Source organism: Nostoc cycadae WK-1 (assembly GCF_002897135.1).
GTDB lineage: Bacteria > Cyanobacteriota > Cyanobacteriia > Cyanobacteriales > Nostocaceae > Nostoc_B.
The window spans coordinates 304-19,368 of the sequence record NZ_DF978426.1; the positions used below are offsets into that span (position 1 = coordinate 304).

21 protein-coding genes are annotated in these 19,065 nt (G+C 41.1%); 10 read left to right on the forward strand and 11 right to left on the reverse strand.

What is annotated here, in order from left to right:
* The 3 genes from NCWK1_RS30095 to NCWK1_RS09665 all read left to right on the forward strand — a co-directional run.
* Window positions 1-546: tetratricopeptide repeat protein (locus NCWK1_RS30095; RefSeq protein WP_245894869.1), on the forward strand; the 546-nt coding region annotated here is incomplete at its 5' end.
* Window positions 543-884, forward strand: a complete 342-nt coding sequence (locus NCWK1_RS09660) for a DUF6883 domain-containing protein (protein ID WP_103124575.1) — start codon at window positions 543-545, stop codon at window positions 882-884. The genes NCWK1_RS30095 and NCWK1_RS09660, both read left to right, overlap by 4 nt.
* On the forward strand, window positions 874-1,119 hold the full coding sequence (locus NCWK1_RS09665; RefSeq protein WP_096575103.1) for a DUF4926 domain-containing protein: 246 nt from the start codon (window positions 874-876) through the stop codon (window positions 1,117-1,119). The genes NCWK1_RS09660 and NCWK1_RS09665 overlap by 11 nt, the downstream gene beginning before the upstream one ends.
* 580 nt (window positions 1,120-1,699) lie before the next feature.
* Here NCWK1_RS09665 and NCWK1_RS09670 read toward each other — a convergent pair.
* From NCWK1_RS09670 to NCWK1_RS09685, 4 genes are all read right to left on the reverse strand, one after another.
* Window positions 1,700-2,035, reverse strand: coding sequence for a HepT-like ribonuclease domain-containing protein (locus NCWK1_RS09670; RefSeq protein WP_096575105.1), 336 nt, complete (start codon window positions 2,033-2,035; stop codon window positions 1,700-1,702).
* On the reverse strand, window positions 2,032-2,322 hold the full coding sequence (locus NCWK1_RS09675; protein ID WP_096575107.1) for a nucleotidyltransferase family protein: 291 nt from the start codon (window positions 2,320-2,322) through the stop codon (window positions 2,032-2,034). The genes NCWK1_RS09670 and NCWK1_RS09675 overlap by 4 nt, the downstream gene beginning before the upstream one ends.
* 244 nt (window positions 2,323-2,566) lie before the next feature.
* Entirely contained in the window at window positions 2,567-3,022 is a 456-nt protein-coding gene (locus tag NCWK1_RS09680) for a hypothetical protein (protein ID WP_103124756.1), read from the reverse strand.
* Window positions 3,023-3,026: 4 nt separating this feature from the next.
* Window positions 3,027-4,316 carry a dicarboxylate/amino acid:cation symporter gene (locus tag NCWK1_RS09685; RefSeq protein ID WP_103124576.1) on the reverse strand — a complete coding sequence of 430 codons (1,290 nt, stop codon included), beginning with the start codon at window positions 4,314-4,316 and terminating at the stop codon, window positions 3,027-3,029.
* Window positions 4,317-4,513: 197 nt separating this feature from the next.
* Between NCWK1_RS09685 and NCWK1_RS09690 the strand changes: the two genes are divergently transcribed.
* Both NCWK1_RS09690 and NCWK1_RS09695 read left to right on the forward strand, forming a co-directional pair.
* Window positions 4,514-7,144, forward strand: a complete 2,631-nt coding sequence (locus NCWK1_RS09690; protein WP_103124577.1) for a DNA polymerase III subunit alpha — start codon at window positions 4,514-4,516, stop codon at window positions 7,142-7,144.
* A 13-nt stretch (window positions 7,145-7,157) separates the two neighbouring features.
* Window positions 7,158-7,490 (forward strand): hypothetical protein, encoded by a 333-nt coding sequence (locus NCWK1_RS09695; protein ID WP_103124578.1) that lies wholly within the window; start codon window positions 7,158-7,160, stop codon window positions 7,488-7,490.
* A 99-nt stretch (window positions 7,491-7,589) separates the two neighbouring features.
* Here the strand turns inward: NCWK1_RS09695 and NCWK1_RS09700 are convergent, their stop codons facing one another.
* From NCWK1_RS09700 to NCWK1_RS09710, 3 genes are all read right to left on the reverse strand, one after another.
* On the reverse strand, window positions 7,590-8,843 hold the full coding sequence (locus NCWK1_RS09700; RefSeq protein WP_103124579.1) for a DUF3086 domain-containing protein: 1,254 nt from the start codon (window positions 8,841-8,843) through the stop codon (window positions 7,590-7,592).
* Between the two features lie 126 nt (window positions 8,844-8,969).
* Entirely contained in the window at window positions 8,970-9,386 is a 417-nt protein-coding gene (locus NCWK1_RS09705) for a DUF3119 family protein (protein WP_103124580.1), read from the reverse strand.
* 92 nt (window positions 9,387-9,478) lie between these two features.
* On the reverse strand, window positions 9,479-10,276 hold the full coding sequence (locus tag NCWK1_RS09710; RefSeq protein WP_103124581.1) for an MlaE family lipid ABC transporter permease subunit: 798 nt from the start codon (window positions 10,274-10,276) through the stop codon (window positions 9,479-9,481).
* Window positions 10,277-10,683: 407 nt separating this feature from the next.
* Here NCWK1_RS09710 and NCWK1_RS09715 point away from each other — a divergent pair, with 407 nt between their 5' ends.
* The 3 genes from NCWK1_RS09715 (at window position 10,684) to aroH (ending at window position 12,657) form a co-directional block, all read left to right on the forward strand.
* A complete protein-coding gene (locus tag NCWK1_RS09715) occupies window positions 10,684-10,980 on the forward strand; it encodes a hypothetical protein (protein WP_096575121.1) in 297 nt (98 codons plus the stop codon).
* Between the two features lie 348 nt (window positions 10,981-11,328).
* A complete protein-coding gene (gene sppA, locus NCWK1_RS09720; RefSeq protein ID WP_103124582.1) occupies window positions 11,329-12,150 on the forward strand; it encodes a signal peptide peptidase SppA in 822 nt (273 codons plus the stop codon).
* Between the two features lie 105 nt (window positions 12,151-12,255).
* Window positions 12,256-12,657 carry a chorismate mutase gene (gene aroH, locus NCWK1_RS09725; protein ID WP_245894870.1) on the forward strand — a complete coding sequence of 134 codons (402 nt, stop codon included), beginning with the start codon at window positions 12,256-12,258 and terminating at the stop codon, window positions 12,655-12,657.
* 137 nt (window positions 12,658-12,794) lie between these two features.
* Here aroH and NCWK1_RS09730 read toward each other — a convergent pair whose 3' ends face one another.
* Window positions 12,795-13,889 carry a PstS family phosphate ABC transporter substrate-binding protein gene (locus NCWK1_RS09730; protein ID WP_096575127.1) on the reverse strand — a complete coding sequence of 365 codons (1,095 nt, stop codon included), beginning with the start codon at window positions 13,887-13,889 and terminating at the stop codon, window positions 12,795-12,797.
* Between the two features lie 105 nt (window positions 13,890-13,994).
* Between NCWK1_RS09730 and NCWK1_RS09735 the strand changes: the two genes are divergently transcribed.
* Window positions 13,995-15,116 carry a serine/threonine-protein kinase gene (locus NCWK1_RS09735; RefSeq protein WP_103124583.1) on the forward strand — a complete coding sequence of 374 codons (1,122 nt, stop codon included), beginning with the start codon at window positions 13,995-13,997 and terminating at the stop codon, window positions 15,114-15,116.
* A 35-nt stretch (window positions 15,117-15,151) separates the two neighbouring features.
* Here NCWK1_RS09735 and NCWK1_RS29495 read toward each other — a convergent pair whose 3' ends face one another.
* Entirely contained in the window at window positions 15,152-15,292 is a 141-nt protein-coding gene (locus NCWK1_RS29495) for a hypothetical protein (protein ID WP_015113480.1), read from the reverse strand.
* Between the two features lie 16 nt (window positions 15,293-15,308).
* Window positions 15,309-16,211 (reverse strand): beta-carotene hydroxylase, encoded by a 903-nt coding sequence (crtR, locus tag NCWK1_RS09740; protein ID WP_096575131.1) that lies wholly within the window; start codon window positions 16,209-16,211, stop codon window positions 15,309-15,311.
* Window positions 16,212-16,645: 434 nt separating this feature from the next.
* Here crtR and pyk point away from each other — a divergent pair, with 434 nt between their 5' ends.
* Complete coding sequence (pyk, locus tag NCWK1_RS09745; RefSeq protein WP_103124584.1) at window positions 16,646-18,412, forward strand: pyruvate kinase; 1,767 nt, start codon at window positions 16,646-16,648, stop codon at window positions 18,410-18,412.
* Window positions 18,413-18,433: 21 nt separating this feature from the next.
* On the opposite strand, the gene NCWK1_RS09750 is transcribed toward pyk, so the two are convergent.
* Window positions 18,434-19,021, reverse strand: a complete 588-nt coding sequence (locus NCWK1_RS09750; protein WP_096575135.1) for a Uma2 family endonuclease — start codon at window positions 19,019-19,021, stop codon at window positions 18,434-18,436.
* Between the last annotated feature and the right edge of the window lie 44 nt (window positions 19,022-19,065).

Here is a 19,065-nt window from a genome sequence, read left to right on the forward strand (position 1 = left end):
GCAAGGCGCAATTATCAACAGGCTTTGGATATAAAAATAGAATATGGCGATCGCCACTCTTATGCCAGCACCTACCACCAGTTAGGAAAAGTTGCCGAAGAATTGCAAGAATATGAACAAGCCAGGCGCAATTATCAACAGGCTTTGGATATTTATATCGAATATGGCGATCGCTATAGTTGTGCCAGCACCTACCACCAGTTAGGAATAGTTGCCCAAGAATTGCGGGAATTTGAAGAGGCAAGGCGCAATTATCAACAGGCTTTAGATATTTTTATCGAATTTGGCGATCGCTATGCTTGTGCCAGCACCTATTTTCACCTTGGTAAACTTGCAGAAGAATTAGGGGAACTGGAGTCAGCGAAAGCGAATTATCTGCAAGCTTTACAGATTACGGCTGAGTTTAATGATGAGCATGGTTTAGGAATTTCGCTTCGTAATCTTGCCCGTTTCTACCAAGTTACTAAGGATGAGAGTTTATTAGCAGCCGTATCCGAGATTTTTGGCGTGTCGGTGGAGGAAGTGAGGCAGCTTTTTGAGAAATGAAAATTCCCTCTGATGCGATTATTGCAGATGCAAAAATTACAGGCTACTTATTATTACCAAGAGAACAAGACGATAAATCAAAGTTCCTCGCCCAAGCTGGATTTACACAAGACAACCCAGAACTATTGAAAGCAGCAATTAGGCAACTGGCACATTCAACAGAAGCAATACAAGATAGAGATAATGAATATGGAGTGTTCTATCGCGTCACTGGTGAATTAATTGGCTTAAAGGGGCGAAACTTAGCAGTGATTACAGTTTGGCTACAAAGGACTGTTGACGGCAAGTTTCAATTTATCACCCTCAAACCTAACAAGGAGTCTGCAAATGAACTTTGAACTATACCAGCGTGTTGCTTTAAATTGTGATTTGGATGAATATCAATTAAAAAAAGGTGATGTAGCAACTTTAATTGATTTTGTTCCTCATCCCAGCAATGGCGAACAAGGATGTGTTCTAGAAGTATTTAATGCAACTGGTGAATCAATAGCTGTTGTCATTGTTCCCATATCTGATATTAAACCGCTGCGAAATCATGAAATTTTCAGCGTTCGCTCTTTGGTGGAAATTTAGGTCGCCCAAGCAACAACAATTATAGATTTTGTATACGCATTTGTTATTTTGGCGATGCCTGCGGCGGGCTACGCCAACGCAAAAGCTATTTCAGGGACAACAATTCTAGCAATTACCTAGCGCATAAAATATACCCCACCCGCGCTTTCGCACACCCTCCCCTTGCCAAGGCTACGGTGTACACACAAGTCTTGAAATCCTACCTAACGTTTGGTTTCGTCGTCTAGCTTTCGGTTTTGTGATCGCTCTGGAAGCTTGTCATTGCGAGGAGGAACGACGAAGCAATCGCTTTAATTACGGGATTATGCGATTACTTCGCTCCGTTATCACTGCGCTCGTAATGACAATTTAAGGGGTCTATAACGCCTGAAACCCTTGCAGCTACCACTTGTGTGTACACGGTAGCTTGCCAAGGGCAGGGTTGGGGAGGGGTTTGCACATTAATTTCCTGGCGGAAGAGTCCCAGAATTCCCCGCAGGTGGTTCGGTGTAGTCGCAAAATATATTGAGTCCAATTTTCAGAATATACAAAACAATCACAGTAGCGATCGCTTTCCCGTTATCCTTCGTCTATTTAATATTCAAGATAATGTTTGTAAAATCGCTTCAATTTGAGGCTTAAGGTTAGGTAATTCCCGTTCAACAACCAACCAAACAACATCTAAATCGATTTCAAAGTAATTATGAGTTAAAATATTTCGCATCCCAATCATTTGTGACCAAGGAACACCTGGATTTTGCTCACGAATATCGGCAGATAATACACGCGATGCTTCTCCAATAATTTGTAGGTGTTGAATAAACCAAGTTTGAATTAGTTCGTTTTCTTCAAAAGCTTCCCGACCTTGAACTGCATATTTTTCGATACGTTCTATTGCTTCTAAAATATCGCGCAATTTTTCACTATTATCTCTCACAAAGGAACTGCCTCACTTAATACTCGCTCTCGAATACGCGATCGCAATCCTTTTTCTGTGACAACATCAACTTGACAACCAAGTATTTCTTGTAACTCCATCAATAATCCACCCAAATCAAAAAGGCTACGTCCTGGCTCCATTTCAACTAAAAAATCAACATCGCTGTTAACATCTGCTTCAAGACGGGCTACTGAGCCAAAAATTCTAATATTATATGCACCGTATTTTGCCGCAATTTGCAAAATTTCTTCCCGTTTGGCTGCCAATATTTCATAGATACTCATAATTTAATATAAATGTGTATGGCAGTTCTCGTTTGAGTATTGAGTTTTTCCATAGAAATTACAGATAACTTACTTTTTTATATTTTAGGCTCAACTCACAAATCGGTGAATTCATATATCTTTTTGATACTCAAGAGACATTGCTGAGGAAACTATCTCAGGCGATGTCTCCTAAGAAACCTCTGGCGATAAAAACTCGCAATCAAAGTATCAAAGAGATTTGGCAATGCCTATGTCAAGCACATTAATTTCCTGGCGGAAGAGTCCCAGAATTACCAGTAGGTGGTTCGGTGTAGTCACAAAATATATTGAGTCCGATTTTAAGAATATACAAAACAACAACAGTAGCGATCGCCGGATCAAGAGGTAAGCCATGTGCTGCTGCTACACCCACTAGAGAAACAATCACCCCTGTCAGCAAAGGTGTACTGCCCGGATTTTTCGTGTATTCTTTGAGTTGACCGCGAAAGCCTTCATCACCGCAGAGTTCCTGACGCAATACTTTCAGCGTTGTCTGCCAAAGCGATTTACCCTCTGGCATTATTAGCACGCCATTTTGCTCTCCCCACAGTTCATCAAAAGAAGTATCACAATTACCGTTGTGTTTCTCTAAAACATCCAATGCGTGCTTTGCAGGGGCGTAACTGCTTAATAACTCCCGTGCTACATTAATTTCATTACTAGTCAGTTGAGCATCCATCACTTTAACCCTCATCTACAGAACGTTGCTTTTTCCCATCCAGCACCGCACTCACCGTCATATCTCCCATGACATTAATCGCAGTGCGACAACGGTCTAAAAACCAATCAACAGTCACCAACAAAGCAATATACTCCGTCGGCAAGCGCACGGAAGTAAACACCAAAGTCATTGTCACTAGCCCAGCATTCGGGATACCAGCCGCCCCCACCGATGCAAAAATTGATGTCAGCACTACAACTAACTGCTGTCCCAAATTTAAGTGCTGTCCAATAACTTGAGAAATATATAACGCAGACATCGCCTCATACAAGGCAGTCCCATCATTGTTAAAGTTTGCCCCAACTAGCGCCCCCAAAGATGCCGAAGATTCCCTTAAACCGACTTTGGTTTGCAAAACCTCCCAGGTAATAGGCATTGTCACAGTCGAAGAAGAAGTCGAGAACGCCGTGATAAAAGCATCAGAACCGCCAGCCAAAAACTTCCACGGGTTTACCCAAGAATTAAATTTGACTCTGGTGAGATAGTAGCAAGCTTGTAATATTAAGGCTACCAGCACCGCCACAATAAAAGCTGCCAAAGAGACAAAAGGGGCAAAACCTTTTTCCGCCACGGTTTTAGCTACAATGCCAAACACAGCAAAGGGAACTAAGGCAATTACCCAGTTGAGGATACGAATTACCGCCTCAAACAAAATGCCAATCACATCTTCAATGGGTTGAAATCCAATTTTGTTTTGGGCAATTTGTTCTGATTTTAAGCCCCGTAAAACAATACCAAAACAAAGGGCAACTACAATCAGTTGAATTACATTATTACTCACCAACGGCGCAAGGATAGCTTCAGGTACAGCGTCTTTAAGTAATCCCCAAGGATCAATATTGGCGTTAGCAATTGTTGTCTGTGGCTTGGGTAAACTTCCCCAAGTTCCCGGACGGAGAACATTAGCCACGAAAAGCCCAATCAAAATCGCTACAGTGGTATTAGTCACCAGTAGTAACGCTAACCGCCGTCCGGCTGTACCGGGGATAGTCGCAGTCATAAAAGTATGCAGCACTGCTACCAAAATCAACGGTGTAGCCAAAGCGCGGAGCGCCTTAAGTACCAGTTCCGCCGGAATTGCTAAATTGTTGATTAAAGCAGCATTGCTAGGGCTAGGATTCCCCGCACCCAGCGCAATTCCCAAAATTACTGCCAGCACTAGGGCGATAACAATTTGTAACGTCAGAGGAATACGCCGCCACCAAGGACGGGACGAGGTATCGGGCGAATTTTGACTCTCTGTTTGACTCATTGGTAATGCTAGGTAACAGGACTAAGGTAACTATTACAACAACAATTGCGGAAGTGGAATTTACTTAAACAGGATAATCTAATCAATCTAGGGAGTAGAAAAGAGGCAGGGGGGCAGAGGAGCAGGGGAGCAGGGGAGCAGGGGTGAAAATAACAAATGACTATTGACTATTGACCATTGACTATTGACTAAATATTATGTCTTTCGTACCTTTACACATTCACAGTGATTACAGTTTGCTGGATGGGGCGAGTCAGCTACCAGATTTGATTGATAGTGCTATAGAATTGGGGATAAAGGCGATCGCAGTTACCGATCATGGTGTCATGTATGGTGCTGTGGAATTGCTGAAAATTTGCCGTAGCAAAAATGTTAAGCCAATTATTGGCAATGAAATGTATATTATTAACGGCGATATTGAAAAACAAGAACGTCGTCCCAAATATCATCAAGTTGTTTTAGCTAAAAATAATCAAGGATATAAACATTTAGTTAAATTAACTACACTTTCTCACCTCAAAGGTGTACAAGGTAAAGGTATTTTTTCCCGTCCCTGTATTAATAAAGAATTACTCAAACAATATCATGAAGGTTTAATTGTCACCAGTGCATGTTTAGGTGGCGAAATTCCCCAAGCAATTCTTAGTAATAGACCTGATGCAGCGCGGAAAGTTGCTCAGTGGTATAAAGATGTATTTGGTGATGATTTTTATTTAGAAATTCAAGACCACGGCTCCCAAGAAGACCGGATTGTTAATGTTGAAATTATCAAAATTGCGCGAGAATTAGGCATTAAATTTGTTGCTACTAACGACTCTCATTTTGTTTCTTGTTTTGATGTTGAAGCCCACGATGCTTTGCTGTGTATTCAAACCGGCAAGCTAATTGTGGAAGAAAATCGGATGCGTTATAGCGGCACAGAATATCTCAAATCTGCTGATGAGATGAGAATGCTATTTCGTGACCATTTACCCGATGATGTGATTGAAGAAGCTATAGCCACTACAGAAGAAGTCGCCGATAAAGTCGAGTCTTACCAAATTATGGGTGAGCCTCGCATTCCTAATTATCCTATCCCTTCGGGTCATACTGCTGATACTTACGTCGAAGAAGTTGCATGGAACGGACTTTTAGAAAAATTAAACAGAAAATCTCGCGCCGAAGTTGAACAAGTCTATAAAGAAAGATTGGAATATGAATTAAAAATGCTCCAGCAAATGGGGTTTTCTACCTACTTTTTAGTTGTGTGGGACTACATCAAATTTGCTAGAGATAATAATATTCCTGTGGGGCCAGGGCGCGGTTCGGCAGCTGGTTCCTTAGTAGCTTACACAATGGGTATTACCAACATCGACCCCGTACATCATGGATTACTATTTGAGCGTTTCTTGAATCCAGAACGTAAATCCATGCCTGATATTGATACAGATTTTTGTATTGAACAGCGGGATAAAGTTATTGATTATGTTACTCAAAAATACGGCACAGATAGAGTTGCCCAAATTATTACTTTTAACCGTTTAACATCTAAAGCTGTGTTAAAAGATGTCGCCAGAGTGTTGAATATTCCTTATGGGGAATCAGACAAAATGGCGAAATTAATTCCTGTGGTGCGGGGGAAACCAACAAAACTCAAAGTGATGATTTCTGATGACACCCCTGAACCAGAATTTAAAGAAAAATATGATAATGATCCGACAGTCCGCCGTTGGCTTGATATGGCAATGCGGATTGAAGGAACTAACAAAACCTTTGGTGTTCATGCTGCTGGAGTGGTAATTTCTGCCGATCCTCTTGATGAAATCGTCCCTCTACAAAGAAATAATGACGGTTCAGTTATTACCCAATATTTCATGGAAGATTTGGAATCAATGGGGCTGTTAAAAATGGACTTCTTGGGTTTAAGAAACCTGACGATGATTCAAAAAACCATTGATTTAATTGAAAAAAGTAAAGGTTATCGAGTTGACCCTTACGAAATAACTAGTCAAGAAAGAAAAGCGCAAAAGATTTTAGCTAAGGGTGAACATAAAACTCTCCCTAAAGATGTGCAGAAAACTTATGAATTGTTAGAATCTGGAGAATTAGAAGGCATATTTCAATTAGAATCATCGGGGATGAAGCAGATAGTCCGAGATTTGAAACCTTCTAATATAGAGGATATCTCTTCAATTCTGGCATTATACAGACCAGGCCCTTTAGATGCAGGCTTAATTCCTAAATTTATTAACCGCAAACATGGAAGGGAAAATATAGACTATGAAAGCCAGGTTCTCGAACCAATATTAAATGAAACATACGGCATCATGGTCTATCAAGAGCAAATCATGAAAATTGCTCAAGATATGGCTGGTTATTCGTTAGGACAAGCTGACTTACTGCGCCGCGCAATGGGGAAAAAGAAAGTTTCCGAAATGCAGAAGCAGCAGGAAAAATTCATTGATGGTTCCACAAAGAACGGCGTGAGAAAGCAAGTAGCAGAAAAGCTATTTGATGATATGTTGAAGTTCGCTGAATATTGCCTCAGCTATGAGACAAAAGTGTTGACGGTAGAATATGGCTTGATACCAATTGGCGAAATTGTCGAAAAAGAAATTGAATGCAACGTCTTCAGCTTTGATAGTCATGGTCATGTCTATACACAAGCGATCGCCCAATGGCATAATCGAGGACAACAAGAAGTATTCGAGTATGGTTTAGAAGACGGTTCAGTCATTCGTGCCACCAAAGACCATAAATTTATGACAACCGATGGTCAAATGTTACCCATTGATGAAATATTTGAGCGCGAGTTAGATTTACTCCAAGTTCAAGGTTTACCAGCGTAAGCATCTCAGGTTTATGAGTTGGCAAAATATTAGATTTGCTGAGATTCAAAGTATTGAAAAAGTAGTTGCTGAATTTTATGTATCATGTGTGAAGTACATTCCCAACATCTACTTTAGAGTCAAAATCACTGAGGATATTTATGGCAAATATTCCGGACGCGTGAATCTTGCTATTAAAAACTTTAGAGATGATTCGCCTGAATGGGTTGGCGGAACAGGAGACTCGGTTGATGAAGCACTAGAAAATTCAATCAAAAATTTGATAGACTCTATCGAGTCCTCTGGAAAAGATATCAACTGTTTGAGAGATGAAGATTTTGAATGGTCATCTCATGAAGACTTTTAGCATCACTTCCGCAAACTTTTGTCTGTAACCATAAAGGGTTTTTGGTGCGTTAGGACTAATTTCCATAACGCACCTGACTAGATTCAAGCTCAAAAGTACTTAAAAATCATCATCATAATTTTTCATGGCTTTGGGGTCAGGCGCAAAGGCTAACCACAAAGGAAATTGCAATATTCCTAAACTGATTTGCTCTTCGGAATCGTCAATGATGATTAAAGGTAGTTGATTAGCTTTGACCAAACGCTCGGCTTTTTGCGCTAAAGCGTCTGGCGCTTCAAATAAAACTACTCCCCGGTCAGGGCCAAAATCTGGGCGACCAATACCTAAACAATCTTGCAAACCTCGCCGCCATTCACCCAAGCGTTCTGGTGTATTGGCTAAAACCAGAGTACGGACGCGATCGCCATACAATTTATGTAGTATCGAAATAATCGCCGAAGCAATCAAAGTATTTTGCAAACGACTACCCATTGTCCGCAACGCACCCCGTCCCCCTTGTCCAAAAAACCAATTCGAGACTCGCTCTGCATGAACTGGTTCAAAGGTGCGGCGTAGTTGCCAAGCCGGGCCATAATAATCTGGTTTGTTACGATATTGATCAATTAGGCGGCGAACTTGCTTAGTAGTCTCTTGAAACTGCTGTTGGGCAAATTGTGGTGTAATTGCTTCTGGTTCTGCGGGTTTAGCTTCTTTAACACTTGGCCTTTCTCGTTCTCTAACTTCTGGGACTAGTTGTAACTGCTCGGCGGCGGCGGCTAAATCTTGTAAGCTCCCAGTGAGATAATCTTTAAAACCTTGGACACGAATTGCTAAATCTTGCGATGCGCCTGCAAAAGTCGTTCGCATTTCATTGCGGATACGTTCTTGACGACGTTCTAACTGTTCTATAGAAATTTGTAGTGCTTGTTTGCGTTGTTCTAATTGTCCGAGTGATTCTTGCACAATTCGCCCCATTGCTGTTTGCGTGTCGCTCAGTTGTGTTTGCAGCGTGTTGTAAGTTACTTGCAACGTAGCAATTTCGGCTTTGAGTGCGGCTTCAGTTTCTTGTAACTGAGTTAACCTTTGCTCGGCTTCGGCGTATAAGGAATTATTTTGTGATGCTGATTCTGTTTTTAACCCTAATGCAGTTGTGTCAGCGGCTAATGGAACCTCAGCGGCTGGTTCATCTATTAAACTAAGCAATTCTGTATTTACATCGCTCGTTTCTGTGTCAACTGCTGAAGCAGATGCTTCTGGTTCCAGAACTGACTCTACAGATGAGTTTTCTGGGTTTTCTATTTCTGGGTTTTCTGGTTGTATTTGCTCCAACCACTCATCTATTGGTTCTGGAGTTTGAGATGACTCAGGGTTCATAAACGATAGTGTAATTTCTAAAGGCGAATAAATTTTTGCTTACTTGTCATTTGTCATTTGTCATTTGTCATTTTTGTATTATTGCTCTCAACTATTGACCATTGACTATTGACCATTGACTAAGCACTAAATACGTGGACAACGTTCTGCCAAACAAGCTTTGAGGGTGTTGGGGTCGAACAAAATTGGTAAAAAGTGAATACTGTTAATTTCTTTAAAATAAAACAGAACTGGAAACTTATTCCAGAATATTCGCCAGTTTTGCCATTCTCGGTAGGGAAAACGCCGAATTAACTTTTCACCTCTGTAAATATCTAAGTCGGTGGCAGTAAATTGCAAGCGTAATGTTACAGTTTGAAACAAAAGAAACAAACCAAAAAATGCGATCGCTCCTCCTATTAAAGGTTGCACAATCACAATGGGAATCGCTGCAATCACTAACACAACAGGGATATTGTAACTAGGTTTGAGTTCCACTGTTGCTACGGAATTAGGCGCAAATGAACTAGTCACTGTTTCAAATCCTGTTTCATGAGTAGACATCTTTCCTATTTTAGGGGTTAACAGTTTTCTCTGAGCAGACAGCAGGTAGAATGCAAGGTTATTCATGACCAATCACCCAACACTCAGCACTCTTAAAACCCTTTGACGAATGCACTACCCGCACCTTGAAACATCAACCACGACAAAAAGAAATTGCTAATAAATATCAGCAGCAAAGCAGTCACTACGGCTGTTGTGGTTGATTGTCCTACACCTTTAGCACCACCAGTGGTTGTCAAGCCCCAACTGCAACCAACGACAGCAATTAACAAACCAAAACACACGGCTTTAAACAAAGCACTACAAATATCCCAAGTGTCCAGCAGGTTGCGGGCGGAGTCGAGAAATACCGTATCGGCTAGTCCGTATACATGAGTAGCAATTAATAATCCACCAAACATACCTGTTACTAACGACAGGAGAGTTAAAATGGGCAGCATTAAGCAGCAAGCAATCATTCGGGGAATAACGAGATAATCAATTGGGTCTGTTTTTAAAATTAACAGCGCATCAATTTGTTCTGTAACTCGCATAGTTCCGATTTCTGCGGCGAAGGCAGACCCCACGCGCCCTGCTAAAATAACTGCTGTGAGTACGGGTGAAAGTTCTCTTGTTAAAGCCACCGCCAGCACGCCGCCGACGAGATTACCCGCACCAAAGTTAATAAACTCTCGCGCTACCTGGATGGTAAACACAGCACCAACAAAAATTGCCGTTAACAGCGCAATAAACAAAGAGTCTGGCCCTACAGCGGCCATTTGTTCTAAAGTATTCCGCCAATGAATTTTGCCCCGCAGCAGGTGAACTATCACTTGTCCCCCCAGAAAAATCGCTGCCAGCAAGCGCTGACCCCATGCTGCTAAACTGGAATTAGATGTAATCTGGCTCAATGTTCTGTAGCTAACTCGGTAATTGCCTTAAGAATAGCGAAAGTTCATGGTCAATAGTCAATAGTTATTCTTCTCTTCTGCACCCTGCACCCTGCCCCTTCGCCTCTTCATGAAATCAGGTTCACGTTAACTTAGTTTAAAGTTACTCTCATAAAATAAACCTTTACCTACATATCTTGTGATGTGTGCTATTTAATAGATATAAGCTCAAAGCCTGAATCAGTAAAGGTTCTGTCTCTCCACAAGCTAATTGTTCCGTGATACATGTTGTGTAGTTATTGTCTGTTTTTTTAATGAAAACTTAAGATTTTTGACATATTGGCCTCTAGGTGGCGATCGCACGTATTGTAGAAGATGAAAGATAGTTAGTTGGCTATTGTGCGTTGTCTTCCTGGAGGTTATCTTTCATGACTTTTCTGCTGAACTTTCTCCGTTCCCTATTAGTCACGGTTGTTTTCAGCTTTGTTGCGCCTATATTTTTAGTTGGTGGGATATTGCTGCTGTTATCTGTACTCGGTTATATGCCCGGATTGCAAACAGTAACAGAGACCAGCGCTACAGGTATATTACATTTTCTTGCAATTTTTGGCAGTGGTACGCCCTTGCGCGGAATGCTAATTATTGGTCTGACTTGGAGTTTTGTCGGCGCATTGTTTGATACTTATGCGTATTATAGATGTCAAATTTTACGCATAGATTCTTGAGTAAATTATGTGTTCGTCAGGTTAGCGTCGGCTAATAAAAAATTTAAAACACAACTTTAGTAAGCATTATAGAATTTAAATCAAATCTCATTCGGAGTTGAGATTCTAGATTAGTATTGTTAAATTAAATACCTAATTATTAATAACCACAACCACAGATAGCCAAAGTTTAGTAACTTTGACAGAAGAATTTAGCTCAAAAATTTAAGATAGCCTAAATGCAGCGCCAGGTAATTGCCAGCAGTCTAATCAGTGTCTGCTATAAAATGCTTGAATAGCAGAATGCCCATTCATTTTCATCTCTGGGCATTTTATAGTGAGATTATATACGAGGTTTTTTGACTGCTCATGGTTTGGCCGTTTAGATCCAAGTTTCTTAAACAAATTGCGCGAATTGAAATTACTGGTGCGATCGCAAGTGCTACTCGCAAACGTGTATTAGAAGCCCTCAAGACCGTAGAAGAAAAGAAATTTCCAGCTTTACTTTTACGCATCGATAGTCCTGGAGGAACAGTTGGAGATTCCCAAGAAATTTACAGCGCTCTCAAGCGTTTGCGCGAAAAAATCAAAATTGTCGCTAGTTTCGGTAATATTTCTGCCTCCGGTGGTGTTTACATCGGTATGGGAGCCGAACACATCATGGCTAACCCCGGAACCATCACCGGAAGCATCGGTGTGATTCTGCGGGGAAATAACTTAGAACGCTTGCTGGAAAAAATTGGTGTTTCCTTCAAAGTCATTAAGTCCGGCCCATACAAAGACATATTGGCATTTGATCGAGAACTAACAGAACCGGAACAACACATTCTGCAAGAATTGATTGACATCAGTTACCAGCAGTTTGTGCAAACCGTAGCCGATGGTCGTTCTTTAGCCGTAGAAACTGTGAAAAGTTTCGCCGATGGACGGATTTTTACTGGGCAACAGGCTCTAGAATTGGGAGTTGTAGACCGCCTGGGAACAGAAGAAGATGCTCGTCGCTGGACAGCCGAACTGGTGGGTCTTGACCCCGAAAAAACACAATGTTTTACCCTTGAAGAACCAAAACCTTTGTTAAGTCGCATTCTACCTGGGAGTCGTCAAGTTTCATCAAGATTAGGTGCAGGTGTTGACTGGTTAGAATTTGAAATGTCTACCAGTGGTCTGCCATTGTGGTTATATCGACCATAAATTTCATTGGTCATTAGTCATTGGTTATTTGTTATTTGCTAATGACTTTTGACTTTTGACTTTTGACCAAATTAATTAAGGAGGATTTTGGGCGTGGAGTGGCAAATGCGAGCTATTCGTGGAGCAACAACGGTTGCAGAAAATACAATTGAAGCAATGCGAGAAGCAGTTATAGAACTGCTAGATGAACTAGAACAACGCAATAAAATTCAACCGCAGGATATGATTAGCGTGACTTTCTCCGTCACCCGCGATTTAGATGCGATTTTTCCGGCGGCGATCGCTCGTACACGTTCTGGTTGGGATAATGTACCTATGTTGGATGTGCAGCAAATGCACGTCGAGGGTAGTTTACAACGTTGCGTCCGCTTCTTAATTCACGTTTATCTGCCAGTTTCTACCCCAATTCATCATATATATTTGCGTCACGCTTCTAATTTACGTCCCGACTGGAGTTTACCTCAGTCTTTACACACATCACAGCCAGCAATTGAGTCAAAAGTTTAAATCCATTTCAAGTATGTAGGCTTAGGAAACACAATTCTGGTAAATATGCAGTTTTCATCAAAAATTGATGCCGGAAATAACCTAGGGAACACACCTACAAAATTGTAATTATTGCGTGTAAAATCTGTCTTTATACATTAATTAGCCGCTATTTCCTGGCTATTCACAGGTACAAACCCAGCTTGAGCGATCGCTCTTTGTCCTTGTTCAGTAAGCAACAGTTTAGCGTATGCTTCCCCAACTTGTTGTTCTTGCCCTTGGTTTTGTGGAATCATGACAAATAATTTGGCAGTTAGTGGGTAAGTACCATTTTTGATCACTGCCGTATTCAGTTGATTGCGTTGTCGCGGACACTGATTTGACTGCACAACTGGTTCTCGGTAAAGAGAAACTAACTGTTCTGATGTTACCCCTAAAGGTAATAGCTTTACACCACATTGATTTATCACCCCTCTAGCAGAAGCATAATATACACTGCCAGGAGTGGTTTTGATTCGGCGTAATGCTTCTGTTGTTGAGTAAACATACTCAACTTGAGAACTCAAATTTTGCTTATCTGCTGGCTGGTTTGGGAATAACAACGTGTCTGCATTTTCGGGAGATTGGGACAAAGGAACGATTGCTAAGTCTTTTCCGCCTACTTGCTTCCAGTTAGTAATCTGTCCCAGATAAATTTTTTGTAATTGTTCAACGGTTAAGCCGGGAACTTCAAGTTCTGGGTTAACTACTATTGCAACTCCATCCATCCCTACTTGACGTTGTTCAATTGTTAAACCTTGTTTTTTTGCCTGAGCTTGTTCTGCATCTGTCAGCGGACGAGATGACTGAGTAAAGTCTAATTTACCCGCCAGCAACATTCTAATTCCTGCGCCCGAACCAGGACTGCTATCTGTAGGATTGACATAGAGCAATTGAAATTCTGGACGAGTATTTTGAATCTGTGAATCTACTAATTGCCTAATCGATGCCCAAGCTGTACTACCACCGTAATTGAATGCACCAATTGGCATATCATTAACCTGGGCAAAGGTTGAACCAGTAAGATTACTTACAGCTTCAGAATTCTGACTAGAGACAGAATCCTGACGATTATTGACAAATAAGCGTGGTCTCAGCCATAACCACAGCCCGCCAATGAGTACAATTGTAATTACTTCGCCAATGATCAGCCCCCTGATCATCTGGATTGCGTCTGTGCTGAGTGAGACAGCTTTTCTATTACTGTTGCTCATTAGATGTAATTTTATTAAGTGTCTTTAATAAAGAATATATATTAAAACTATAAGTAAATACCTTTGCGTAATATTACGGGGAACAACCGTCAGGCACATCGTAACATGTTAATTAAGTTACTAAGTGAACGTTACCAGGTTGTGCAAGTTTTAAGTCAAGGAATGTTTTGTAAAACCTACATGGCTGAAGATACGCATCTTCCGAACCGTCCCACCTGCGTCGTCAAGCATTTTTTACCAAGTAGCGAAGTTCCTATCCCTGGAGAAATTCGCCGACGGCTATTTAATAGAGAAACACAAGCGCTGCAAAAACTCGGCGACTATGATTTAGTTCCCCATTTATTGACTTATTTTGAAGATGACCAAGAATTCTACTTGGTGCAACAATTTATTGAAGGGCATACTTTAAGTACCGAACTTCAGCCTGGTTACTGTTGGTCACAGAGCAAAGTTATTCAACTTCTACAAGAAGTTTTAGAAATTCTCCATTTTGTTCACAGTCATGGGTTGATACATCGAGATGTCAAACCCAGCAATATTATGCGCCGAATATCAGACAATCGCTTAGTTTTGATTGATTTTGGTGCGGTTAAACCAATTTTGACGCAATTAGTCAAATATAAAAAAAATATAGTGCCGATTGAACAATCTACAATTGCGATCGGTACACCAGGATATATGCCTAGTGAACAACAACGTGGCAGACCACGACCTAATAGTGATATTTATGCTTTAGGGATGATTGCCATTCAAGCACTTACAGGGGTACATCCGACACAATTACCAGAAAACCGTAAAACAGGTGAAATTGTTTGGCAACATTTAGCTAATGTGAATGTTGAGTTAGCTGCGGTGATTAATAAAATGGTGTGTTATCACTTTCAAGACAGATATAAATCCGCACAGGAAGTACTAGCAGCGCTGTTACCTCATATCAATCATCAAGATGTTACGCTACTATCAACTTTTTCGTCTCAAAATATATTGTCTGCATATCACTCTAACGCGGCATTTCACAGTGCGATATCAGCACCGCTTTTAGAAAAACCAACAAGTATTCCTGAAACTTCTATTATTCCTAAGAAGTCTCCTTTATTAGTTGGATTAGTAATTGGTGTGGTTTCTGGGTTAATTTTGATGGTTGTGAGTTATTGGTCTTTGCAGATAATTTCACCCGAACCTAACACTCAAAATTCATTACCCACACCAAAAGGCATCAATCATTAAGTTGATTGGATTAAACACACAATAATTCAAGTACTTTAAGAGCCAGAGTTTTGCATTATTTGTGATTGGTTATAGTTTGGCTGAGTACTGTCTCGATGAATTAAAAATGCCACAATAGCCAGTACAGTTAAATTAATCGCTAAAATGCCAATGGCGCTCCATACCCAAATTTTCATTTCAGCCTCCGAATTATTAGTTATCAGTTGGCTTGTGATGATGAAACCGAATTCCTAAAAAAATGTCGTAAACAAATTCAAAAAAATCTTTCTTTTGTAATAATCCTGAAGTTTGATAACAGCCTTTTTCATCTAAAAGAGGTTTCATCACATAATATGCTGGTTGATAATTGTACCAAGGAATCGAAGGCCAAAGATGATGAATTAGGTGATAATTCTGCCCCATAATTAGGAGATTCAAAATTGGATTAGGGTAAACACGAGCATTTTTCCAGCGATCGCGCTCAACAAAAGGTCTATGTGGCAGATAATCAAAAAATAGCCCCAGTGCTATCCCAACTATAAAGGCGGGAATAAACCAAAAATTGAGAATATAGCCTAAAAAGTGATACTGCACTGAAATATACACAATACTGACAACAATCAAGCGGCTAATAAACCACTCCAATAGCTCATATTTACGCCAAAGTTGCCGCTGAAAGAAAAACACTTCATGGTATAAAAACCGCACTGCTATCAACCACAAAGGCCCGCCTGTAGAGACATAATGATCTGGGTCATCTTTGGGATGATTCACATGAGCGTGATGTTGTAAATGTACGCGGGTAAATACCGGAAAAGCAAAAGCCAATATCAACGCACTACCATGACCTAGCATTGCGTTGATGATCCGGTTACGGTGTGCAGACTGATGACAAGCATCGTGAATGACTGAGCCAGAACCATGCAAGGCTAAGGTGTTAATACAAAAGCATAACCAGTGTGGCCATTGCCACAGCCAGTAACCAAAATTTGATAACACTAGCATGGTGATAGCAGACAAAAAAATCAGCATTGTTGGGCTGAAATTACCAGGAGGCTCTAAGAATTCCTTGGGCGGGATTTTCAATACTTTTTGTTGTGCCTCCAACGCGAGCATTTCTGACTCCTTCTTTATCAAACATTACGAATATACGATAAATATTAGTAAAAAATAAAGTTTGATGAAGTTTTGTATAGCAATTTTTTATGTAAACATCTGCTTCGCAGCAGATGAATAGCGCTATGATTCCAGACGAAACCCAAGTATTTGCTGATCGCTAGGGTGTGTCACCTCAGTTATTTAAGAGTAGAGAGAAAAAAATCATCCTAGGGAAAGAGGGCATCAAGTTTAGTGTACGATAGCTATTCTGTTCTTGAATCCCTAGGAATAATCTCAAGGGAAAACTCAGCAATCATTCAAAAACCTTTCCTCAAATTTACTCTTTATCTGCCCCTCGCTAACTGCTTAAATTTATTGATGTGGCAGTAACTGAAACCGCATGTCCATTGATTTACTATGACTGCTTAACAAGCTCCCTAAAATCAGCCCTTATGCAATTACGAGATTCTCTACGTCGGACAAAAATTGTCGCTACAATTGGCCCCGCTACCAGCAGCCCAGAAATGCTCAAAGCGATTATCGAAGCAGGAGCAACAACGCTGCGCCTTAACTTCTCTCACGGTACTCATGCTGACCATCAGCGTAATATTCGCTTAATTAGGCAAACTGCTTTTGAACTTAATCAGCCAGTGGCAATTTTGCAAGACTTGCAAGGGCCAAAAATTCGCTTAGGGCGGTTTGAAAATGGGTCTATAGTTTTAGCAAAGGGCGATCGCTTTATCTTAACTAATCGCCAAGTTGTAGGCACACAAGATATTAGCTGCGTTACTTACGAATATTTGTCCGAAGAAGTCCCCACCGGAGCCAAAATTCTCCTCGATGATGGGCGAGTTGAAATGGTGGTGGAAGAAATTAATCGGGAAAAAGGTGATTTATGTTGTCGTGTGACAGTTGGTGGTAAGTTATCCAACAACAAAGGCGTAAACTTTCCTGGGGTTTACCTGTCTATTAAAGCCATGACCGACAAAGACCGTGAAGATTTAATGTTCGGTCTAGACCAAGGCGTAGACTGGGTAGCACTTTCCTTTGTTCGCAACCCCCAAGATGTGATCGAAATCAAAGAACTGATTTCCAGCACCGGGAAGCAAGTCCCAGTCATTGCCAAAATTGAAAAGCACGAAGCCATTGAACAAATGGAAGCCGTTCTGGCTTTGTGTGATGGTGTAATGGTGGCGAGAGGTGACTTAGGGGTAGAACTACCAGCGGAAGATGTTCCCATATTGCAAAAGCGGCTAATTTCCACCGCTAACCGCTTAGGGATTCCCATTATCACCGCCACCCAAATGTTAGATAGTATGGTGAGTAATCCCCGCCCCACCCGTGCGGAAGTATCAGACGTAGCCAATGCGATTTTAGATGGTACTGATGCAGTCATGCTATCTAACGAAACTGCTGTGGGTAACTACCCAGTTGAAGCAGTTGCAACAATGGCCAGAATCGCTGAACGTATAGAACAAGAAGAACGCAACTCAGTCACACGCCAACTACGAGATAGTAGACGTTCCATTCCCAACGCCATCAGCCAAGCTGTAGGTCAAATTGCCGAAAACCTGGGAGCAGCCGCAATCATGACCTTAACTCAAACTGGGGCGACTGCGCGTAACGTATCCAAATTCCGTCCCCACACACCTATTTTGGCAGTCACACCCCATGTCAACGTAGCGCGACAACTACAACTGGTATGGGGGGTAAAACCTTTATTAGTCTTAGGTTTACCCTCAACTGGTCAGACATTCCAAGCCGCAATCAATGTTGCTCAAGAGCATAAATTACTTTTTGAAGGCGATTTGGTGGTAATGACTGCGGGTACATTGCAAGGCGTTTCTGGCTCAACAGATTTAATTAAAGTTGAAGTAGTTACAGCCGTCTTGGGTCAAGGTATTGGATTAGGACAAGGTTCCGTGAGTGGTCGCGCCAGAGTTGCTCATACTGGTATAGATGTCAGCAACTTTAACCCAGGCGATATTTTAGTAGCGCCTCGCACTGGTGCTGATTTTGTCGATGCTATTCGCAAAGCATCTGGTATTATCACTGAAGAAGAAAGCTTGACCTGTCACGCCGCTGTTATTGGCTTACGTCTCGGCGTACCTGTAATTGTTGGTGTGAAAAAAGCTACCCAAGTCATTCGTGATGGGGCAATTTTAACTCTTGATGTGCAACGAGGTCTAATTTACTCTGGCGCAGTAGGCACACCGTAAAAAAGGCAAAAGACAAAATAACTACTCTGGTTGAGTTTCAAAGTTAACTCGTTCGTAAATCTGGCGATGGAGAATTTGGCAGTTAGCCGCAACTAAATTTAAAACGCCATCTTCATCGTCAGTTTCTTTAAATAGCCAATTGCCATCAGGAGTTTTGCTCAACTGCTCAATGTGCAGTTGATATTGGTCAATTAAAATATATTCTTGAAATTCGGGAATGGAGCGATAATAAGTAAATTTATCACCTCTATCTCTACTACTAGTAGATTTAGAAAGCACTTCAAAAATAATGCTGGGATTTATTACTGTGTCTTTCCTTCCTGATTGAAAGACTGGTTCATCTTTGATGATGAGAACATCAGGATATGTGTATGCTTGGTAACGCGGAATCCAGAGCCGCAGGTCATTGGCATAAACATTATAATTTTGTTGTCTTAGTCTAGGTGAAAGAGCTAATACTAGGTTGATAATAATTTGGTTGTGATTAAGTGATCCTCCTGTCATAGGGATAATTTCTCCATCACGGTATTCACTGCGGGACTCAGCAGCCTCTTCGTGTGCCAAGTATTCCTCAGCGGAGTATTGACGGGGGGGAGTCTGCACAACCATAAGATTTATTTACTCAGGTAACATTAGCCTAATTATAAATAGGG